Source organism: Streptomyces sp. NPDC088732, assembly GCF_044751205.1.
GTDB lineage: Bacteria > Actinomycetota > Actinomycetes > Streptomycetales > Streptomycetaceae > Actinacidiphila.
Window position 1 is genome coordinate 291,527 of the sequence record NZ_JBIVLI010000008.1, and the last position, 19,875, is coordinate 311,401.

At 72.5% G+C, this 19,875-nt stretch carries 14 protein-coding genes; 6 read left to right on the forward strand and 8 right to left on the reverse strand.

Annotated features, from left to right (window positions below; all coding sequences use genetic code 11):
* Nucleotides 1-179: 179 nt before the first annotated feature.
* From ACIP9H_RS16595 to ACIP9H_RS16620, 6 genes are all read right to left on the reverse strand, one after another.
* A complete protein-coding gene (locus ACIP9H_RS16595; protein ID WP_401583371.1) occupies nt 180-2,669 on the reverse strand; it encodes a glycoside hydrolase domain-containing protein in 2,490 nt (829 codons plus the stop codon).
* A 162-nt stretch (nt 2,670-2,831) separates the two neighbouring features.
* Nucleotides 2,832-4,007, reverse strand: a complete 1,176-nt coding sequence (gene argJ, locus ACIP9H_RS16600) for a bifunctional glutamate N-acetyltransferase/amino-acid acetyltransferase ArgJ (protein ID WP_401583373.1) — start codon at nt 4,005-4,007, stop codon at nt 2,832-2,834.
* A 147-nt stretch (nt 4,008-4,154) separates the two neighbouring features.
* Entirely contained in the window at nt 4,155-5,753 is a 1,599-nt protein-coding gene (locus ACIP9H_RS16605; protein WP_401583375.1) for an ABC transporter substrate-binding protein, read from the reverse strand.
* A gap of 102 nt (nt 5,754-5,855) precedes the next feature.
* Nucleotides 5,856-6,857 (reverse strand): GNAT family N-acetyltransferase, encoded by a 1,002-nt coding sequence (locus ACIP9H_RS16610; RefSeq protein ID WP_401959569.1) that lies wholly within the window; start codon nt 6,855-6,857, stop codon nt 5,856-5,858.
* Nucleotides 6,854-8,482 carry an ABC transporter substrate-binding protein gene (locus ACIP9H_RS16615; protein ID WP_401959571.1) on the reverse strand — a complete coding sequence of 543 codons (1,629 nt, stop codon included), beginning with the start codon at nt 8,480-8,482 and terminating at the stop codon, nt 6,854-6,856. The genes ACIP9H_RS16610 and ACIP9H_RS16615 overlap by 4 nt, the downstream gene beginning before the upstream one ends.
* On the reverse strand, nt 8,482-9,564 hold the full coding sequence (locus ACIP9H_RS16620; protein WP_401959572.1) for a GNAT family N-acetyltransferase: 1,083 nt from the start codon (nt 9,562-9,564) through the stop codon (nt 8,482-8,484). The genes ACIP9H_RS16615 and ACIP9H_RS16620 overlap by 1 nt, the downstream gene beginning before the upstream one ends.
* 149 nt (nt 9,565-9,713) lie before the next feature.
* On the opposite strand from ACIP9H_RS16620, the gene ACIP9H_RS16625 reads away from it, so the two are divergent.
* The 5 genes from ACIP9H_RS16625 to cs1 are packed head-to-tail and all read left to right on the forward strand — an operon-like array spanning nt 9,714 to nt 16,194.
* Nucleotides 9,714-11,435, forward strand: coding sequence for a thiamine pyrophosphate-binding protein (locus tag ACIP9H_RS16625; protein WP_401583381.1), 1,722 nt, complete (start codon nt 9,714-9,716; stop codon nt 11,433-11,435).
* A gap of 1 nt (nt 11,436) precedes the next feature.
* Nucleotides 11,437-12,963 carry an asparagine synthase-related protein gene (locus ACIP9H_RS16630; protein ID WP_401583383.1) on the forward strand — a complete coding sequence of 509 codons (1,527 nt, stop codon included), beginning with the start codon at nt 11,437-11,439 and terminating at the stop codon, nt 12,961-12,963.
* Nucleotides 12,960-14,270, forward strand: coding sequence for an ATP-grasp domain-containing protein (locus tag ACIP9H_RS16635; protein ID WP_401583385.1), 1,311 nt, complete (start codon nt 12,960-12,962; stop codon nt 14,268-14,270). Before ACIP9H_RS16630 ends, ACIP9H_RS16635 begins: the two co-directional genes overlap by 4 nt.
* Nucleotides 14,271-14,323: 53 nt before the next feature.
* On the forward strand, nt 14,324-15,217 hold the full coding sequence (gene speB, locus ACIP9H_RS16640; RefSeq protein ID WP_401583810.1) for an agmatinase: 894 nt from the start codon (nt 14,324-14,326) through the stop codon (nt 15,215-15,217).
* Nucleotides 15,217-16,194, forward strand: a complete 978-nt coding sequence (gene cs1, locus ACIP9H_RS16645; RefSeq protein WP_401583387.1) for a clavaminate synthase Cs1 — start codon at nt 15,217-15,219, stop codon at nt 16,192-16,194. Before speB ends, cs1 begins: the two co-directional genes overlap by 1 nt.
* 66 nt (nt 16,195-16,260) lie before the next feature.
* On the opposite strand, the gene ACIP9H_RS16650 is transcribed toward cs1, so the two are convergent.
* A complete protein-coding gene (locus tag ACIP9H_RS16650) occupies nt 16,261-17,541 on the reverse strand; it encodes an MFS transporter (RefSeq protein ID WP_401959575.1) in 1,281 nt (426 codons plus the stop codon).
* Nucleotides 17,542-17,621: 80 nt separating this feature from the next.
* Complete coding sequence (locus ACIP9H_RS16655) at nt 17,622-18,416, reverse strand: AfsR/SARP family transcriptional regulator (protein WP_360905492.1); 795 nt, start codon at nt 18,414-18,416, stop codon at nt 17,622-17,624.
* Nucleotides 18,417-18,857: 441 nt separating this feature from the next.
* Here ACIP9H_RS16655 and ACIP9H_RS16660 point away from each other — a divergent pair, with 441 nt between their 5' ends.
* A complete protein-coding gene (locus ACIP9H_RS16660; protein WP_401959577.1) occupies nt 18,858-19,856 on the forward strand; it encodes an MBL fold metallo-hydrolase in 999 nt (332 codons plus the stop codon).
* The last annotated feature ends 19 nt before the right edge of the window (nt 19,857-19,875 follow it).

Consider the following 19,875-nt stretch of genomic DNA (forward strand, 5'->3'; position numbering starts at 1 on the left):
AGGCCCGGCCGGGCCGGTGACACGCGGAACCGGGCGAGTAGGCGGGGCCCGTTGCCGGCGGGAGCAGCAGCGCCGAGCCGAGGAACCGGCGGGCACCGCGCCGCCACCGTCCGGGCCGATCGCCCGGCCCCGGCACCCACGGGCCGGGACCGGCCGACAGCACGCGGACCGGCTGTGAGCTAGCTCGGCGTGCCGGTCCTCGTGGCCCGTGCCGCGGCCCGCTTCGCGGCCTGCGCCTGGTAGGTCGTGAGGTTCCGGCGGTACTGGGCGGCCCGGCTGTTCTCCAGGCCGATCAGGGCGAGCTGACGGTCCGTGAAGCCCTGGCAGAACTCGTCGAACTTGGCCTGCCCGCCCGGCAGCAGGATGTAGTCGCCCGGCAGGACGGCGCCGGACGCCGTGATCAGCGCGAAGCGGGCCGGGCTGATCTTCGAGTCGGCCGTGCCGTAGAGCAGGCGGCTGCAGGACGACGTGGTGTTCCCGGCCGTCTGCCAGCGACGGTCGAAGTGGGCGCGGAAGCGGTTCAGCCCGCCGCCGTTGTTGTACTGGGAGGTCACCCAGTCGACGATGCTGCCGCCCCCCGCCACGTACTTGGCCAGCAGGTAGCCGTCGACGTCCTCGATCATGTCGGTGAAGGAGAAGCTGGAGACCGTGCCCGGGATGGCCAGCTTGGCCGTGCAGAAGGCGCCCGGGGAGGCGTACTGCTCCTCGGAGTTCCGCCAGTCCGCCCAGAAGGTCATGATGTCGCCGCCCCAGCCGGCGACGTCGCCGCCGGTCGCGTCGCCCTTGTTGTCCGGGTCGGGGGCGACCAGGAACCCGTTGGCGGTGGCCATCAGGTGGGCGGCGTCCAGGGTGTAGCCGGTGACGGGATCCGTGAACGAGTAGGCGTCCGGCACGCCCGCGCCGCGGCTGTCGCAGTAGGCGACGAAGTCGTCGTCGTAGCTCCCGGCCAGCCACCACCAGGTCAGGCCCTGGTACTTGCGGTGGCGCAGGTGCTCCATCACCAGCTGGCTCGCGTTGGTGCCGACGTTGTTCGCGGCCTTGTAGGCGAGGGCGAGGTCGTAGATGTGCTGCACGTAGGCGATGAAGGAGTCGGCGGGGCCGGCCGAGCTGTTCACCGAGCCCACGCCCGGCTCGGCGTACGCGCCGCGCCGCCAGACGTCCCGGTCCAGGTCGAAGGTGTCGGAGCCGTTGACGACCTGGAACTCCTTGATCTGGTTCATCGCCCAGTTCGACGGCAGGGGGTAGCCGAGGTTGCCGGAGAAGCCCCAGGACATGCCGGAGACGAAGGAGAAGCGTGCCCCGGTCCGCTCGGTGACGTTGGTGCAGACGTTGCGGGAGCCGTAGACGCCGTGGAAGTACCTCTTGCCGCGACTGGCCAGGCCGGCCACCACGCCGTTGAAGTAGGCGACGACACCCTGGGGCTGGCCGTCGATCTCCCACTGCTGGGCGTCGTAGTCCACGGCGAAGTAGATCGTGGTGCCCCGGTCGAAGCCGTAGCCGGACGCCAGGTCGTGGGCGTTGAGGGCGTGCTGGAATCCCTGGGTGTAGGTGAAGTCGGACAACTGGCGCGCGTTGTCCTGGTAGATGGGGAAGACCCGCAGGCCCGCGTCGAAGATGGTCTGGAGCTCGCCCGGCTTGATCTCCTTGTCGAGGGTGGAGCCCGGCGGGTCGTACAGGTAGCGGCCGACGAGGCGGTAGCCGTTGTCGTACATCCAGCGGGCCCGGGAGGCGGTGATCTGGAAGCGGGTGTCGGAACCGGAGGCCGCCCGGTCGGCGTTGCCCATCGACACCAGCAACTGGGCCCAGGTGTCGTACTCGCCCACCCCGTAGGACGAGTCGCCCTGGCTGTACAGCTGCGAGAACCCCTGGAAGATCTCCACGAATTCACGGGTCTTGTCGTCGAAGGTGCTCTTGAAGGTGGTCCGGACCTCGGAGTCGTCGGGGCCGCGCAGGATCACCGGCTCGTTGAACACGCAGGCCGCGGTGAAGAGCTGGACGAAGATGCCGGCGTCGCCCTGGCGCACGGTGTGCTGCCGCAGACCGGCCTGGGTGCCGGGCCCGAAATTCCCGTTGGGCTCCAGTCCGAGCTCGTACTGCAGGCCGATCATCAGGGACTTCTGCACGTCCCGGGAGTAGATGCCGTCGGCCGGGCCGATGCTGTACGCGCTGCGCTGCCAGTAACGGCCGTTGAGCCACTGCTGGATGGCGCGGATCTTGTCGGTGCCCCCGGCCACGACGACGTACGCGTCCATGTTGAGGATGCACTTGGCGATGGTGGCGTTGATCGTGCCGTCGCCCTCGGGTATCCCCATGTTGGCGCGCAGGTCCTTGACCGCTTCCCGGGTCACGCCGGTGAACCAGCCGTAGCTGTCGGGCTCGACGCCCCAGTAGCCCTTGCAGAACAGGCCGTGCTCGAGGATGGCGACGATGTTGCGGTTCGCGTCCCAGCCGAAGCCGATCTCACCGAGGGCCGCGAACCGGGACATGGTGGTCGGCCCGAAGCTGGCGACCACGGGAGAGATGCCGAGTTCGTACTGAAGGCCCATGATCAGGGAGTACATGGTGGACCAGCCGGTACGGCCGTCCTCGGGGCAGCGCTGATAGCCGCTGACACTTCCATAGGTGGCGTTGACCCACTGCTGGGCTTCCAGAACCTTCGCGTCCGCCATCGTCCAGCCTTCACGTCGTGGGGGGACAGGCCGGATCGGAGCCCGGCCTCTGGCCTTGGGCCACCCTAGGAGCGCGTTCTCTCCTCTCTCTCTTCATGTCTCACTTCACACGGGAGACCCCGGCCGCCCGCACCGGGCGGGAGCGGCCGGGGCGGTGGGTGCTCAGGTGGTGTACTCGGAGTTCAGCCGCACGTAGCCCTCGGTGAGATCGCAGCCGTAGACGGTGAACTCCCCGTCCGCGATGCCCAGGTCGATGCCGATGACCACCTCGTCGTTCGCCTTGAGGTAGGCGGCGACGGACGCGCGGCGGTCGTCCTCGTCGGCCCCGGGCGGGTAGACGCCGATGTCCCCGAAGCGGACGGTGACGTCCTCCTGGCGGATGTCCAGGTCGTCCTGGCACTTGCCGACGGCCATCACGACCCGGCCCCAGTTCGGGTCGGCGCCGTGCACGGCGGTCTTGACCAGGGGCGAGTTGACCACGGTCTTGCCCACCCGCTTGGCCTGGGCAGCGTCGCGCGCACCGGTCACCTCGACCTGGATCAGCTTCGAGGCGCCCTCACCGTCGGAGGCGATCATCTTCACCAGGCCCAGGGCGACCTCGTACAGCGCCTGTTCGAACTCCTCGGCCGCGACGGGTCCGGCGAGGCCGTTCGCGAAGACGGCGGCGGTGTCGGAGGTCGAGGTGTCGGTGTCGATGGAGACGGCGTTGAAGGTGGTGTCCATGACCCGCCGGAACACCGTGTCGAGCGTGTCCCCGTCCAGTTCGGCGTCGGTGGCGAAGAACGTCAGCAGCGTCGCCATGTCGGGTTCGAGCATGCCGACGCCCTTGGCGATCCCGGTGAGGGTGGCGTCGCCGATCCGGACGGTGAGGCACTTGGGGCGGGTGTCCGTGGTCATGATCGCCCGTGCGGCGGCCGCCAGGTCGGCCTCCTCCGCCGGGGGCCAGGCGAGCTCGTCGAGGTGGGCGGTGATCTGCTTCATGGGGTACTGGCGGCCGATGACCCCGGTCGAGGCGATCAGCAGTTCCCCGGGCTCGATGCCCAGGGCGCGGGCCGTGCGGTCCCTGACCTCGACGGCGTTGCGCTCCCCCTCGGGGCCCGTGGCGACGTTCGCGTTGCGCGCGACGACGACCACGCCGCGTGCCGTGCCGTCCGCCGCGGCGGCCCGCGAGAGGTGGACGGACGGCCCGGCGAACCGGGAGCGGGTGAACACCGCCGCCGTCCGGGCGGGCACCTGCGAGGCGATGACGCACAGGTCGTCGCGACCGTCGTCCAGGATGCCGACGGGCGCGACGTGCACGGCGAATCCCCGGGGGACCTGCCCCTGCAGCTCTTGCATAAGAAACCAACTTTCAGAATAGGTATGCAGTCACGTCCGAACGAGAGGCCGGAGCGACCGCCCCGGCCATCACGTCCTTTCGTACCAGACGGCGGACGCCGCGCGCCGCAGAACACCCGGCACGACCGTCCGCGCCGCGGGGGCGGGTCAGCCGGCCGGCTCCTCCTCCGCGACCGAGAGCACGGCGTAGTCGTACATGCCGTAGACCGGGGACATGGTGACGTTGGCCGCCCTCCTCCCCCGGAACAGCACGGACTTCACGAACATGTAGGGGCACATGACGGCCTCGTCCATGGCGGCGCGGTCCACCGCCGTCCAGATGTCCGCGCGCTCCTTCTCGTCGGACGTCCGCGCCCCGGTGTCGAGGAGCGCGTCGATGGTGCCGCTCGCCAGTTCGCCCAGGTTCTGATTGCCCGTCTCCTTGATCGCCCGGGAGTCCGCGATCTGCTGGAGGAAGCCGTAGCCGTCCGGGAAGTCCGCGGCCCACCCGAACATCACGATCCCGATGCCGTGCTCGCGGACGTACGCCGGTACCCCGGCCGCCTTGGTGAAGTAGTCGCCGCTGCCGAACGGCACCAGGTCGGCGCGGATGCCCACCCGGGCGAGGCCCTCGGCCAGGGCCACCGCGGCGTTCCACTCCTTGCGGCGGTCCGTACGGGCGGCGATCCGGGTGCTGAACCCCTCCGGGAGGCCCGCGAGTTCCAGCTCCCGGCGGGCCGCCGCCAGGTCCCCGGTGCCGTCCGCGCCGACCGGGTAGCGGTCGAAGGGCACGTGCCCCGCCAAGGACGGCGGCAGCAGCGAGGTGGCGATCTCGCCGGCCGGCCCGCCCCCGTAGGCGGCGAGCATCGCGGCCTTGTCGGTCGCCAACTGCACGGCGCGGCGGGCGTGGACATCGGCCAGCGGCCCGATGTTCTGGTTGATGCAGTACAGCCAGACGAATCCGGTGCGGGGGTTGTCGACCCCGTTCCTCAGCTCCGGATCGGCCAGCAGCCGCGCCTGCGCCTCGGGTTGCACGCCCACTCCGGCCAGGTCGATGTCGGCCCGGCCGTCGAGCAGCAGGCGGTCCACCTCCGGTCCGCTCACCCCGAGCCGCACCGTGATCCGGTCCGGAAGCGCGGTGCGGACGGGGTCGGTGCCGGCCCGCCAGTGCTCGTTGCGCTCCAGCTCCAGGGCCTCGCCCGGTGCGTAGTGCGCGATGCGGTACGGGCCGGAGGAGACGGGGCCCAGCCGGTAGTCGGGGAAGGTGTCGCGGGCCTGCGGCACCGCGATCGTCGTGGGGAGCGCCGCAAGGCGGTCGAAGGCGGCGAAGGGCTCGCGCAGCCGGAAGACGACCGTACGGTCGTCCGGCGCCTGCACGCCCGCCGGGCCGGCCAGGTACTGCCGGAAGTAGGCGGGCCCGCCCCGGGTGACCGGTTCCCCGTAGACGTGCTCGGGGAAGGCGGCGCGCAGGACGGCGTACCGCACGTCGTGGGCGGTGACGGGGGTCCCGTCCTCGAACCGCACGCCCTCGCGGACGTGGTAGGTCCAGGTGCGGCCGCCGTCGCGGACCTCGCCGAGCGCCTCCGCGAGGTCGGGGACGAGCCGGGGCGCGCCGTCGTCGCCGCCGGTGTAGCCGACCAGCGGGCGCCCGATGAGGCGGATGAAGTTCCAGGTGTAGGCGTAGTAGGTGTCGGCGGGGTCGAGGGAGTCGAAGTCGTCCGTGCGGACGAACCTGAGTGTCCCGCCCCTGCGGGCGGAGGGGTTCACGATTGCGCGTGATGCTGCGTCGAAGGCCACGGGGTGCCGGCGCCTCTCTCCTCGGACGGGTCTCGGTACGGGTCTCGGCCGGGCCGGCGCGGGGTGCGCGGGTCAGCCGCGCCCGGCGGGCACAGGCGCGCTCATCAGCCACATCTGACGTGCTCCGACACGCCGGTAGCCGAACTCGGTGTTGATGCGCAGCATGTGCGCGTTCTCCTGCGCGTTCCAGGTGTCCACATGGGTCAGCCGCGGCTCTGCGGCCCGGCACGCGGCGAGGTTGTGCGCCTTCACCAGGCGCCCGAGTCCGGCTCCGCGGTAGGCGGGGTCCACGACGGTGACGGCCTGCAGCGCGTTGTCGGGATTGGTCCGGGTCATGGACAGTCCCGTCCACGCCGCCATGCGCCCGGTGCCGCCGTCGACGACGCCGCACTGGTACGCGCGGCGCCCGCGGGCCGCGCGCATGCGCTCGAAGTCGCGGATGCGGGAGACCGCCGCGGCCTGCGGTTCCCGGTCGAGGCCGCCGGTGGGGGCGTCCGCGGAGAGCACGGCCTCCAGCCGCGCGGCCTCGGCCACCAGGTCGCCGGGGACCGCCGAACCCCAGAAGCGCAGCCGCAGCGGACCGCGGAGCGGCTCGGGGCGGGGCGCCTGAGCGACGTCCAGCCGCAGATGGTGCAGGACCGCCACCATCCGGGCGCCGATCCGGTCCCCGAAGCGGTGGGCGGGGGCGGCGGGATCGGCGGTGTCGGCGGCCAGCAGTACCCGGGAGCAGTGCCGGGCCGCGGCGTGGCGGCGTACGAACGCGGCGAGCCGGCCGCCCCATCCGCGCCCGCGCCAGGCCGGGTGGACCACGAAGACCGCGGCGGTGGCGGTGGCGGTGTTCTCCTCCTGGGGGAACTCCAGGCGCGCGCAGGCCACGCACTCCCCTCCGTCGTAGACCGCCCACTCCTCCACCTCGGTGGCCGGCGGGCCGACCGCGAGCGAGCCCTCGAAGTCCGTGAGGCAGGGGCGCGGCAGGTGGGGCGTGTCGGCCGCGTGCGCCGCGACGCGCAGCGCGTGGACGTCCTCGACCACGCGTCCCGCCCCGCCGTCGACACGGGTGAAGGCGGGGGTCATCGCGCCAGTCCCATCGCCTGGATGTCGTACAGCCCGAAGGCCGGATGCACGTACACATTGGTGAGGTCGGGATGGCGGTGGTGCAGGGTCCGGTCGTGCGCCATGGGGAGGATGACGGCGCGGTCCATCACCGTCGCCTCCACCTGCCGCCAGATCCGGCGCCGTTGGGCGGCGTCCGCGCAGGACTGCGCCGCGTCGATGAGCCGTTCGACCGCCGGGTCGTCGAGCTCGGCGAAGTTGAAGTTGCCGCCGCCCTGCCTGATCTGCCGCCCGTCGACGAGCGGGGCGAGGAAGCCGTACTCCGTGGGGTAGTCGGCGCCCCAGTCGGTGACGCCGAGGCCGAGGCCGAGGCGGCGCACGGTGCCGGGGTGGCCCAGGCCGCTGCGGTAGTACGAGGCGGTGTCCAGCACCTCCACCCGGGCGCGGATGCCGACCCGGGACAGTCCTGCGGCAAGGGTGCGGGCGACGAGCTCGAACTTGCCCGGTTGCGTGGCGATGGCGGTCTCGAAGCCGTCCGGGAGCCCCGCGGCGGCCAGTTCGGCGCGGGCGGCGGCCAGGTCGCCCGTCAGGTCCGGTCCGGACGGGTACGGGTCGGCGCCGCTGTGGGAGGGCAGGTGGGGCGGGATCAGGGCGGTGGCGAGCGAACCGCCGACGCCGTCCCCGCCGCGGGCCTCCAGCAGCGCCGCCTTGTCCGCGGCGTAGAACACCGCGCGCCGGGCGTGCACGTCGTGCAGCGGCGGGACGCGGGTCTGCACGGTGACGTACTGCAGGAAGCCGGTGGCGGGGTTGTCGGACCGCGCGCGCAGGGCGGGGTCGGCGAGGATCACGTCGCGCGCCTTGTGCTGGATGCCCCTGCCCTCGACGTCCACGTGGAACTCCCCTGCCAGCAGGCGCCGGTCCAGTTCGTCGACGTCGACGCCGAAGGCGGCGGTGAGGGCGTCCGGCAGGGCGCGGCGCACCGGGTCCGTCGACCCGTCCCACTCCGTGTTGCGGACGAGGTGGAGGGAGCGTCCGGGCTCGTAGCGGTGGATGCGGTAGGGGCCGGAGCAGACCGGCGCGCCGCCGTAGGCCGCTCCGGAGTCGCGGTGGGCGGGCACGGGCGCGGTGTTGGGCTGCGCCATCAGGTAGTCGAAGTCGGCGAACGGCCGCTTCAGCCGGAAGCGGAGGGTGCGGGCGTCGGGGCACTCGACGGCCCTGCACCGGCCGCCCCGGTAGGGGCCGGGGTAGCCGCCGTGGTCGAGCAGGTCGACCAGGTAGGTGGGTCCGCCGGGCAGCACGTCCTGCGCGAAGACCCGCTCGACGGCGTGGGCGATGTCGCGGGCGCCGATCTCCTCCCCGGTCTCGAACCTGGCACCGCCGCGGATCCGGTACGTCCAGGTGAGCCCGCCGTCCGAGACCTCGCCCGGCTCGCACGCCAGGTCGGGTACGACGGCGGGGGTGCGGGGGTCGGTGCCGAAGGCCATGAGTGTGCGGTGCATGGTCCGCTGGAGCAGCCAGGACCACACGTAGTAGGTGCGGGCGGGGTCGAGCGAGTCGACGTCCGCCGAGGCCACCATGGCCAGCGTTCCGCCGCGCCGGTCGGAGGGTTCTGCGACGGCGCCGACGGCGGCGTTCCAGCCGGTCATCAGCCGAGCTCCTTCACATACAGGGACTGCGTCGACAGGGTGCATCCGCGGGAGACCTTGGCGGCCGTCGAACCGATGCCGTAGTGGACGGTCTTCACCCCGTGCCGTGGGGCGTGGTCGGCGAGCGTGTAGTACAGCAGCTCGTAGTAGAGCGGGAGTCCGCCCTGCGCCGCGTAGTCGAAGCCGGCGCGGTGCGCGAACCAGTCGCCGCCGTGGGAGAGGACCAGCCCGAAGCCGGCGATCCGTCCGTCCAGGACGGCCTTGGTCACCAGCGCCCGGTCCCCCAGCCGCTCGGCGGCGGCGTACAGCACCGCCTCGGAGCGCCGCGGATCCCAGCCGGCCATCCCGTACTTGGCGAACAGCTCCGTCTCCAGGGCGGCCAGGCGCGGGACTTCGGCGGGGTCCAGGGGCTCCAGTGAGATCACGGCGTCCGACGCCTCGATGCGCCGGCGTTCCGCGCGGACCCGCCGGGAGCGCCGGGAGGGCAGCGCCATCGCGTAGTCCATGAACCCCTCGCCGGGCAGCGTGAGGGCGGCGAACTGGCCGGACACGTGGGAGATGTAGCCGCGTTCGGCCAGGACCTGGCGCTGGACCCGGTCGGAGGCGTCGACGTACGGGAAGCAGATCGAGCGGCATCCGTGGAGCGCGGCGGTCCGCTCGGCCCGCTCCACCACGTCGTGCGCGCTCCGCGGCGTCGCGTCCGGGTGCAGCAGCAGCCTGGTCCGGCCGAGGTGGCGGCCGCCGCACATCATCGAGGGCATGAGGCGGTCCGGGTCGCCGAAGCCCGCGAGGACGTCGGCGGCGCCGGCCATGCCCTCGGCCGCGCAGTGCCGGATCAGCAGGTCGGTGCGGCCCAGCGCCCAGGGCGACCCGTGGTCGGCCAGCACCATCGGCAGGGCCGCCACGAGGCCCGCCTCCTCCGTCGCGGTCAGGTAGGCCATCCACGCTCCCGCGGAATCCTGCAGGACGCGCATCCAGTCGGGGGTGAGGAAGAAGTCCTCGCCCCCGACGAGCGCGGCCCAGCCGGCCTCGCGCGCCTCCTCGGGCGTCCGCCACTGGTCGATCACCATTCCACCGGTCACGCCGGGAGTGTGGCCCGCCGCGATCTCCGGCCGCTCTCGAAGTGCTCCCCGCCGACGGCGATACCGGCCCGAGAGATCCACGAGAGAACCCCGCCCCAGGGTGTGCACAGCTTTCCCCGTCGCCGTGCGAACAGGAGACCCCCGCAGCCATGTCCCGTGTATCCACCGGTCCGAGCGCGCAGCCCACCACCGCACATGCCCTGCTCAAGCGCCTGAGAGAACACGGCGTCGAGAAGGTGTTCGGCGTCGTCGGCCGCGAGGCCGCCTCGATCCTGTTCGACGAGCAGGACGGCATCGAGTTCCTGCTGACCCGGCACGAGTTCACCGCCGGTGTCGCGGCCGACGTGCTGGCCCGCATCAGCGGCCGGCCGCAGGCGTGCTGGGCGACGCTGGGCCCCGGCATGACCAACCTGACCACGGGCATGGCGACCAGTGCCCTGGACCGCTCCCCCGTCATCGCGATGGCGGCGCAGTCCGAGTCGCACGACATCTTCCCCAACGACACGCACCAGTGCCTCGACCTGGTCAAGATCGCCGAGCCGATCTCGAAGTACGCGGCGGAGCTGCAGCGCCCCCGGGAGATCACCGACCTCGTCGACTCGGCGGTGACCTCGGCGATGACGGAACCGGTGGGCCCGTCCTTCCTCAGCCTCCCGGTGGACCTGCTCGGCTCCTCCGAGGGGATCGACCTCGCAGCCGACCACGGCCCGGCCCGCACGCCGGCCAAGCCGATCACGGCGTTCCAGCCGGGCTGGGAGGGCAGCGCGGACGAGGCGGTGGCCCTGGTGCGCGAGGCCGCCCACCCGGTGTTCGTCGTCGGCGCGGCCGCCATCCGCTCGGGTGCCGTCCCCGCCCTCCGCGCCCTGGCGGAGCGGCTGAACATCCCCGTGATCACGACCTACATCGCCAAGGGCGTCCTGCCGCAGGGCCACGAACTCAACTACGGCGCCGTCACGGGCTACATGGACGGCATCCTGTCGTTCCCCGCGCTGGAGACGCTGTTCGGGCCGGCCGACCTCGTGCTGACCGTGGGCTACGACTACGCCGAGGACCTGCGGCCGTCGATGTGGGAGCGCGGCCCGGCGAAGAAGACCGTCCGCGTCGCCCCGACCGCCAACCCCGTGCCGCGGATCTACCGGCCGACGGTGGACGTGGTCACGGACGTCCTGGCGTTCGTCGAGCACCTGGACGCCGGCACCCGCGGCGTCGCGGCGAAGAGCCGTCACGACATCGCGCCGCTGCGGGAGCGGATCGCCGAGTTCCTGGCCGACCCGGAGCAGTACACCGACGGCATGCGCGTGCACCAGGTCATCGACTCGATGAACACCGTCATGGCCGACGCCGCCGCCCCGGGCGAGGGCACGATCGTCTCGGACATCGGCTTCTTCCGCCACTACGGCGTGCTGTTCGCCCGCGCCGACCAGCCGTACGGGTTCCTCACCTCCGCGGGGTGCTCCAGCTTCGGTTACGGTATCGCCGCGGCGATCGGCGCCCAGCTGGCCAGGCCCGGCCAGCCCACCTTCCTGATCGCCGGCGACGGCGGCTTCCACTCCAACAGCGCCGACCTGGAGACCGCGGCCCGTCTCGGCCTGCCGATCGTCGCCGTCGTGGTGAACAACGACACCAACGGCCTGATCGAGCTCTACCAGAACATCGGGCACCAGCGCAGCCACGCCCCCGCAATCAAGTTCACCGGTGTCGACTTCGTCCAGCTCGCGCAGGCCAACGGCGTCGAGGGGACCAAGGCGACGACCCGCGAGGAACTGGTCGCCGCGCTGCGCAAGGGCGTCGAACTGGGCCGCCCCTACCTGATCGAGGTCCCCGTCGCCTACGACTTCACCGCCGGCGGCTTCGGGGCGCTGAAGATCTGACATGACGGACACGGGCCTTCCCGCCGTCTTCGGCTTCCTCGCCTCTGCCGGCACCGGCAGAGGCGGGGCCGCCCCCTCGGCGGACTTCGCGACGCGCGGCCGGCACACCCCGATCGGGGAACGGCTGCGCCTTCAGAGCGTGGACGCCACGCTCGTCCACCCCGGTCCCGACCCCTCCCCGGCGTACGCCCGCGGCGCGGACACGTTCGCACTGATCGCCGGGGAGATCTACAACCGCGACGAGATCCACGCCACCCTCGGCACGCACGCCGGGGTGCCGGACGCCGAGTTGCTGCTCGGCCTGTTCGAGAAGTACGGGGTGCACGCCTTCCGGCTGCTCAACGGCCGGTACGCGGCGCTGCTCGCGGCGGGCGACCGGCTGCTGGCCGCCACCGACCATGCCGGGTCCGTGCCGCTGTACGTGCGGGCGGTGCCGGGGCACGTGCTGGCCGCGACCGAGGCCAAGGCGCTCGCCGGGCGGACCGCGACGGGGAGCGGCGCCCCGCTCCCCGGGGTGCGCAGGGTCCGCCGCCTGCCGGGGCTGCACCAGGTGCCGGCCGGTGCCGTGCTGGACATCCGCACCAGTACCGGGGCGGTGTCCCTGCACCGCACCTGGGTGCCGCCCGTCCACCGGCTCCTCGTCGGCGAGGACGAGGCCGTCAACCTGGTGCGTACGGCACTGGAGCGGGCCGTGGTCCGCCGGCTCGGCGCCGGCGGGCGGCCGCTGGTGGTGCTCTCAGGGGGCATCGACTCCTCCGGCGTCGCGGCCCTGTCCAGCAGCGCGGCCCCGCAAGGGATCGACACGCTGTCGATGGGGACCGACACCGCGGACGAGTTCCCGCAGGCCCGGCTGGTCGCCGGGCACCTGCGCTCCGCGCACCGGGAGATCACCGTCCCCACGGCCGAGTTGCTGGCCCAGCTGCCGCACACCGTCCACGCGGCGGAGACCACCGACCCGGAGGTCATCGAGTACCTGCTGCCGCTGACCGCGCTGTACCGGCGGCTGGACGGGCCGGCGCGCAGGGTGCTGACCGGTTACGGGGCGGACATCCCGCTGGGCGGCATGCACCGGGAGGACCGGCTGCCCGAGCTGGACACCGCGGTGGCACGGGACATGGACACCTTCGACGGGCTCAACGAGATGAGCCCGGTCCTGTCGGCGCTGAACGGCCACTGGTCCACGCACCCCTACTGGGACCGGGAGGTGCTGGACCTGCTGACCTCGCTGGAGGCAGGGCTCAAGCGCCGCCACGGGCGCGACAAGTGGGTGCTGCGCACCGCGATGGCCGACCTGCTGCCCGCCGAGACCGTGAACCGGCCCAAGCTCGGCGTCCACGAGGGCTCGGGAACCTCGTCCGCCTTCTCCGCGCTGCTCCTCGGCGCCGGGGTCGCGGAGCCGGACGTGCCCGACGCCAAGGCCCGGGTGGTGCGGGAGCTGTTCGACCGGACGGTGGCCGGCGGTGCCGACCCGGACGGCATCGCGGTGGCCGAGGTCGTCGAGGCCGTCGCGGCGGGGGTGGCGGTGTGAGCGGCTACGAGCAGTTCCGGGGCAAGCGGCTCGCCCTGGTGGAGTCCATGCTGCACGACGCCTTCTACAACGGCATCCACCGCGCCCGGGACTTCGGCTGCGAGGTGTGGCTGCTGGTGCGGGGGGAGGAGTGGTACACCGGCGGGCGGCCGCTGTCCGAGCACCCGCTGGGCAGGGTCGACCGGGTCGTCCAGGTGGACACCCACGACTGGCGCGCGGTGGCCGGTGTGCTCACCGACGCGGACGGCAAGCCGCTGGTGGACGGCGTCCTGTCGTTCTCCGACTACCACACGGAGGTCACCGCCCGGGTCGCCGAGAGTCTCGGCCTGCCGTCGCAGGGGCTGGAGGCGGTGCGTGCCGCCAACCACAAGCACCTGCTGCGCGAGGCCCTCGGCGACGATCCGGCGAACGTGCGCTGGCGGCTGGTGACCCGCCGGGAGGAACTGGAGGCCGCCGTCGGCCACGTGGGGCTGCCGCTGATCGCCAAACCGCCCTCGGAGGCGATCTCGTTCGGCGTCCGCAAATGCCTGACGTGGGACCAGGTTCTCGACGCGTGGCGGGAGTTGTCCGCCGTCCGGGCCTCGCTGCGCGGCCAGCCGCGCCCCGGCCACGTGCTCCTGGAGGAGTACGTGCGGGGCACCGAGGTCAGCGTGGAGTCGATGACCGCGGACGGGGTGACGCACTTCTTCGGCGCCACGTCCAAGGAGCTGCACAAGGACACGCTGCTGGAGGAGGCCCACTCCTTCCCGGTCGCCCTGGACGCCGGTGTCTGGGACGAGGTCCGCGCGTGCGTGGACCGCGCGCTGCGGGCGATCTCGTACCGCCAGGGCCCGGCGCACACCGAGGTGATGATCACCGAGGACGGTCCGCGCATCGTCGAGGTCAACCCGCGGCTGCCGGCCCACATGATCTCGACCATGGTGACCGACGTGTGCGGCACCGATCCGCACCTGGACGCCAAGCTGCTCGCCCTCGGCGCCGAGCACGTGCCGCACCGCGGTCCGGGCGACGGAGCCGTGGGCGGCGCCGCGGTGGTCGTGCTCTTCCCCGACGAGCCGGGCGAGTTCACGGGGATCGACGGCACCGGGGACACGGCTGCCACCGACTCCGCCGGCGGGGAGGGCCCGTCGACCGGGGTGTCGGTGCACCTGCACCACGAACCGGGGGACCTGGTCGCCACCCGGCTGGACAACTCCGCGTCCGTCGGCTTCGTGTACGCACGGGCGCACTCCGCGAAGGAGGCCCTCGACGAGGCCCGCAGGGCGGCGGGCCGCATCCGCATCCACACCCGGAAGGAGGCTCCGTGAACGGCCAGGCCGACTCGCACATCTCCCCGCGCTACGCGCAGATCCCCACGTTCATGCGGCTCACGCACGACCCGGCACCGGTCGGGCAGGACGTCGTGGTCATCGGCGCCCCCTACGACGGCGGCACCAGCTACCGCCCCGGGGCCCGGTTCGGCCCCCGGCAGATCCGCTGCGAGTCCGGCCTGATCCACGGGGTCGGCATCGATCGCGGCCCCGGGGTCTTCGACCTGCTCTCCGTCGTCGACGGCGGGGACATCGACCTGACGCCCTTCAACCAGCACATCGCCATCGCCACCGCGCAGGACCACCTGTCCCGCCTGCTGGCCGGCAACGCCGCCTTCCTCATGCTCGGCGGCGACCACTCGCTGACGCTCTCCGCGCTGCGGGCCGTCCACGCCAAGCACGGCCCGGTGGCGGTGCTGCACCTCGACGCCCACTCGGACACCAACCCCGCCATGATCGGCGGCGAGTTCCACCACGGGACGCCGTTCCGGCACGCCATCGAGGAGGGCCTGGTCCAGGCGGACGCCATGGTCCAGCTCGGCATCCGCGGCCACAACCCGCGGCCCGACAGCCTGGACTACGCGCGCGGCCACGGGGTGCGCGTCGTCACCGCGGACGAGTTCGCCGACCTGGGCACGGCACGGACGGCGGACCTGATCCGGGCGACGATCGGGGACCGCCCGGTCTACGTCTCCGTGGACATCGACGTCGTCGACCCCGCGTTCGCCCCCGGCACCGGGACGCCCGCCCCGGGCGGGCTCACCAGCCGGGAGGTGCTCGCGCTGCTGCGCACGGTCGGCGACCTCGCCCCCGTCGGGTTCGACGTCATGGAGGTCTCCCCGCTGTACGACCATGCCGGGATCACCTGCGTCCTGGCCACCGAGATCGGCGCGGAGCTGCTCTACCAGTACGCCCGCGCACACCGGAAGAAGGAGGAGAAGTAGTGGCGACTCTGGACGTCACCCGGTACCGGGAGGACCTGCTCGCGCTCGCGACGCAGCTGCCCGCCGTGCCCCGCCTGGACCTCTACGGGTTCCTGGAGGCGGCGCACAAGCTCTCGCAGCAACTCCCCTACGAGATCAGCGACACGCTGGACGCCTTCAACCAGGGCGGCAACGAGGACGGTTACCTGCTCCTGCGCGGGCTCCCGGTCGAGGCGGAGGAGGATCTGCCCGTCACGCCGTCGGCCACGCCGGCGCCCGTCGACCGCGAGCGGCTGAACATGGAGGCCTTCCTGGCGCTCGTCGGCCGCCGGCTCGGCCTGCACACCGGCTACGCGGAGCTGCGGTCGGGCTCCGTCTACCACGACGTGTACCCGTCGCCGGGCGCGCACCACCTGTCCTCGGAGACCAGCGAGACCCTGCTGGAGTTCCACACCGAGATGGCGTACCACACGCTCCAGCCCAACTACGTCCTGCTGGCCTGCTCCAGGGCCGACCACGAGCGCCGGGCGAGGACCCTCGTCGCCTCGGTGCGCAAGGCGGTCCGCCTGCTGGACGAGGAGACGATCGACGCGCTCCACGGCACCAAGCAGCCCTGCGAGGTGGACGTGGCGTTCCGCGGCGGTGTCGAGGACCCCGGCGCGATCGCCAACGTCACGCCGCTCTACGGGCCCAAGGACGACCCCCTGCTCGGCTACGACCGCGAACTGCTCAAGCCGCGCGAGGGCGCCGGCGCCGAGGCCGTGGCGAAGCTGTCCGCGTCCCTGGACGAGGTGACCGAGGGCGTCTCCCTGGAGCCCGGCGATCTGCTGATCGTCGACAACTTCCGCACCACGCACGCCCGTACGCCCTTCTCGCCCCGCTGGGACGGCAAGGACCGCTGGCTGCACCGCGTGTACATCCGCACCAACTCGGGCGGGCAGCTCCCGACGGGTGGTGAACGCGCCGGCGACGTGGTCACCTTCACCCCGCGCCGGTGACCGCCCCCTGACGCGCCCCGCGGTTCCCGCGCCGATGAGCGCGGGAACCGCGGGGCGCCGGCGTCCCTAGCCCGCCTCCGCCCCCCGTGCCGCCGCGGCGGCCGGTCCGCGGTGCAGGCTGAGCATCCCGAGGCAGAGGGCCGCGGTCGCCGCGGCGAGCACCCACCACAGGCCGGCCGGCGCGTGTGCCAGGAAGAAGGCCACCAGCAGGGGGACCACGGCGAGCGCCAGTCCCACCAGGACCTGGTTGAACGCCTGGTAGGACCCCAGTTGCCGTTTCGGTGACAGGGTGACCAGCAGCACGGACAGGGTCTGGGTGGAGACGATCTCACCGAGCGTGTAGACGGCCATGCCGAGCACCAGCAGGGGCAGCAGGGCGCGGAGCGGCAGCGCGTCCGCGCACCCGAGGACCACCAGCAGGCCGGCGTGCAGGGCCGTACCGGCCGCGACGACCCGCAACGGGGACCGGTTCCCCAGGCGGCTGCTGACCGGGAGCTGCAGCACCACCATCGTCACGGTGTTGACCGCGAACAGGAGCCCCACGATCCAGGCCGGTGTCCGCAACTGGTCGACGAGGTAGACCGGCAGGCCGGCCTCGGTGGCGACGATCACCGTGATCAGAAGGAAGTTGGCGACGGCGATCCGCACGAACAGCGGATCGCGCCACGGACGGCCTCCGGCCGGGACGGCTTCCTTGCGGGCGGGGCGCACGGTCGGCAGCGGCAGGTAGAGCAGGGCCGCCACGGCGAAGCTGGCGGCGTTGAGCAGGCCGACCAGGACGAAGCCGGCACGGTCCCCGGAGGCGACCAGCGCCAGTCCGGCGAGCAGGCCGCCGAAGCCCATCCCCGCGTTGAGGGCCACCCTCGACAGCGCCAGCCACCGCCCGACCTCGCCCTCGGGCGCGATCCCGGCGGCGAGCACCGGTACGGACACCTGCTCCGCCCGCTGCGCGACCGCGGCGACGACGGCGAGCGCGACGAAGCTGACGATGTTGTGGACGAACGGGTAGGCGACGAAGGCCGCCGTCCGCACCAGTGCGGCGGTGACCAGCACGGGTCTGGTGCCCCAGGTGTCGACGCACCGCCCCACCAACTGGACGGCCGGCAGGGCCAGTAGGGTGGCCACCGTGAGGGCCGTGCCGATCGTGGTGAGCGAGAAGCCGGTCACCGCGAGGAAGAACAGCAACTGGTAGGGGTAGAAGAAGCCGGTGCCCACGGCGTTCACCAGGGCCGCGAGCCCGAACCAGCTGACCCCCGCGCCCCGGGGCAGCATGGCCGCCCGGGGTGGCTTCGTCTCCTGCGGCGCACTCCCACGCGTCGTACTGCCGGACTCCTCCGGAGCGTTCACAGCGGGCCTCTCCTCTTCGTTTTCCGTATTTTCTGTTGAGTGCATGACAAAATTGGCCGAAAACCGCAGGCCTGCCGGGCTCATGTGGGCATCAGCGCGCTGTCCTGTCGCAGGATCGCCTGGGCCAGCGTGCGCAGGCTGGGACCGGGGTCGATGCCGAGTTCCTCGGCGAGGGTCCGCCGCACGCGGCGGAAGACGCCGAGCGCGTCGGCCTGACGGCCCGACCGGTACAGGGCCAGCATCAGGTCCCGGTGCAGACTCTCCCGCAGCGGGAACCGCTCGACGAGTTCGTACAGTTCGGGGATGACCTCGTCGTGCCGACCGAGCCGCAGCTCCAGGGTGACTCGGTAGTGCACCGTGGCGATGTGCTCCTCCTCGAGCCGTATCAGGGCGTTGCGCAGGCCCTGATACGTGATGTCGAGCAGCGCCGGACCGCGCCACAGCTCGTGCGCCGACCTCAGCAGCCGGACCGCCTCCTCGGGCCGGTGCCACCGGTCCATGTCCCTCGCGGCGGCCACCCTCGCGCGGTAGGTCGCGATGTCGACCGCGCATAACTCCCCGCTCAGCCGGTATCCGGTGCTGCACGACTGCAGCGCCTCGGAAGGACCGCCCGCACCGGTCAGGGCACTGCGCAGCATCCAGATGCCCGTCTGCACCTGCCCCGTCGCGGTGCGTGGCGGCCGCTCGTCCCACACGGCCCTGATCAGATGGTCCGTGGCGACGATCCGCCCCGGTTGCAGCGCCAGCGCGGCCAGGAGCCCGCGCTGTCTGCGGCCCGGAACCGTCACCGACGCCCTGCCGACCCGTAGTTCCAGCGGGCCCAGTACCGCGATCTGCACCGGTCTGGACGCACCGTCGCCCACCTGCACTCCCATGAGGATCCCCCCTCTGTACCTGACACGCGTAGATTCACGGAGCCATGAACCACTGCATAGGCAGTACACGGATACCCGGAAGGCATATCAAATGATGCGGTGAAGGGCACAGGAGTTCGCTCGCTCCATACCCGCGCACCCGTCCAGACCGGCCGCTTCGCCGCCCGGCACGCGAGAAGCGCCACGGCCGGGGCGATTTCCGGAAAACGCCTCCGCGGGCGGCCGAAATTCGCCGCCCATGACCGATCGGGGCATACGGCGGCGTTGCCGCGCAGCATTCCGGACAAACATCGGCCGGCGCCGGGCGCCGCCCCCGCCTCACTGCCAGGCCGGGCACCCGCCCCGCACCCGGAGGGCCGCCACGTCCACTGTCCGAAAACCTCCCGGCCCTCCTATCGCTCTGCGTACTGTTGATCTCACTCTGTGTTTCAGGAGGGGTGAATGAGGCAGCAGCGCCGCATGGTTCTCAAGACCGCCGTGGCCATGGGTTCGTCGGTCCTGCTGGGAGCCGCACGACCGGAGCCGCACGCCGCCGGCGGCCGGCGCGCGAGCACCGCCGGGCTGACCATGCGCTGGCTGGGAGTGGCGGGCTGGGAACTCCGCTTCGGGGAGACCCGCCTGCTCTTCGACCCCTATCTGAGCAGGATGCCCTTCGAGTCGCCCGACGGGGAGCTCGACCCGTCGCTCCCGCTGCGGACGGCTCCCGACAGCGTCGAGCGGATCGCGCGGGAGAGCCTGTCCGGCGCTCCCGACCTCGTCCTGGTCAGCCACGGGCACTTCGACCACCTCGCCGACGTACCGCAGTTGCTGGCCCGCGACGCCTGGGCGGGGCACCGCATCCGGACCCTGTGCGACGAGACCTCGCACCATCTGCTCGCCGCGATGGACGCCCCCGCCCGGCGGCTGGCCGACGTCGTCCGGGTGCAGGGCGGGGAGTACCTCCAGTTCCCCGGCTACACCGTGGAGGTCGTGCGCAGCCTGCACAGCCAGTTCGGCGACCACGGCTACTTCGCGCCGGGAACGCACACCGCCGCTCCCGCCGCGCCCCGGACCCTCGGCGACCTGGTGGAGGGCCGGACGCTGGCCTACATGGTCCGCTTCGACGGCGGCCCGTCGGTCTACCTGTCCGGCACCAGCAACCTGGCCGAGCGCGAACTCACCGGCCTGCGGCCGGACGTGGCCGTCGTCGGCATGACCTCGTACTCCGCTGTGCACCGCTACCTGGAACGGCTGCTGGAAGTGCTCGGCGACCCGCCCGTCGTGCTGCCCAGCCACCACGACGACATGGTCACCCCGCTCGCCCGGCTCGCGACGGCGGGCCCGGGGACGGTGCCGGCCCGGTCGCCGGCCGCCGCGGCCCTGGACGAGGCGGCCGCCGCCCGCGGCGCGGGAACGCGGGTCGTCGACCCGGTCGCCCTGCGGAGCTTCACGCCGGCCTGAACCCCGGGGCCTTTCCTCC

What these genes read in the sequence shown, in the direction of transcription:
- ACIP9H_RS16595 (WP_401583371.1), bottom strand. Translation starts at nt 2,669, where the DNA reads ATGGCGGACGCGAAGGTTCTGGAAGCCCAGCAGTGGGTCAACGCCACC.
- argJ (WP_401583373.1), bottom strand. Translation starts at nt 4,007, where the DNA reads ATGCAAGAGCTGCAGGGGCAGGTCCCCCGGGGATTCGCCGTGCACGTC.
- ACIP9H_RS16610 (WP_401959569.1), bottom strand. Translation starts at nt 6,857, where the DNA reads ATGACCCCCGCCTTCACCCGTGTCGACGGCGGGGCGGGACGCGTGGTC.
- ACIP9H_RS16615 (WP_401959571.1), bottom strand. Translation starts at nt 8,482, where the DNA reads ATGACCGGCTGGAACGCCGCCGTCGGCGCCGTCGCAGAACCCTCCGAC.
- ACIP9H_RS16625 (WP_401583381.1), top strand. Translation starts at nt 9,714, where the DNA reads ATGTCCCGTGTATCCACCGGTCCGAGCGCGCAGCCCACCACCGCACAT.
- ACIP9H_RS16630 (WP_401583383.1), top strand. Translation starts at nt 11,437, where the DNA reads ATGACGGACACGGGCCTTCCCGCCGTCTTCGGCTTCCTCGCCTCTGCC.
- speB (WP_401583810.1), top strand. Translation starts at nt 14,324, where the DNA reads ATGCGGCTCACGCACGACCCGGCACCGGTCGGGCAGGACGTCGTGGTC.
- ACIP9H_RS16655 (WP_360905492.1), bottom strand. Translation starts at nt 18,416, where the DNA reads ATGGGAGTGCAGGTGGGCGACGGTGCGTCCAGACCGGTGCAGATCGCG.
- ACIP9H_RS16660 (WP_401959577.1), top strand. Translation starts at nt 18,858, where the DNA reads ATGAGGCAGCAGCGCCGCATGGTTCTCAAGACCGCCGTGGCCATGGGT.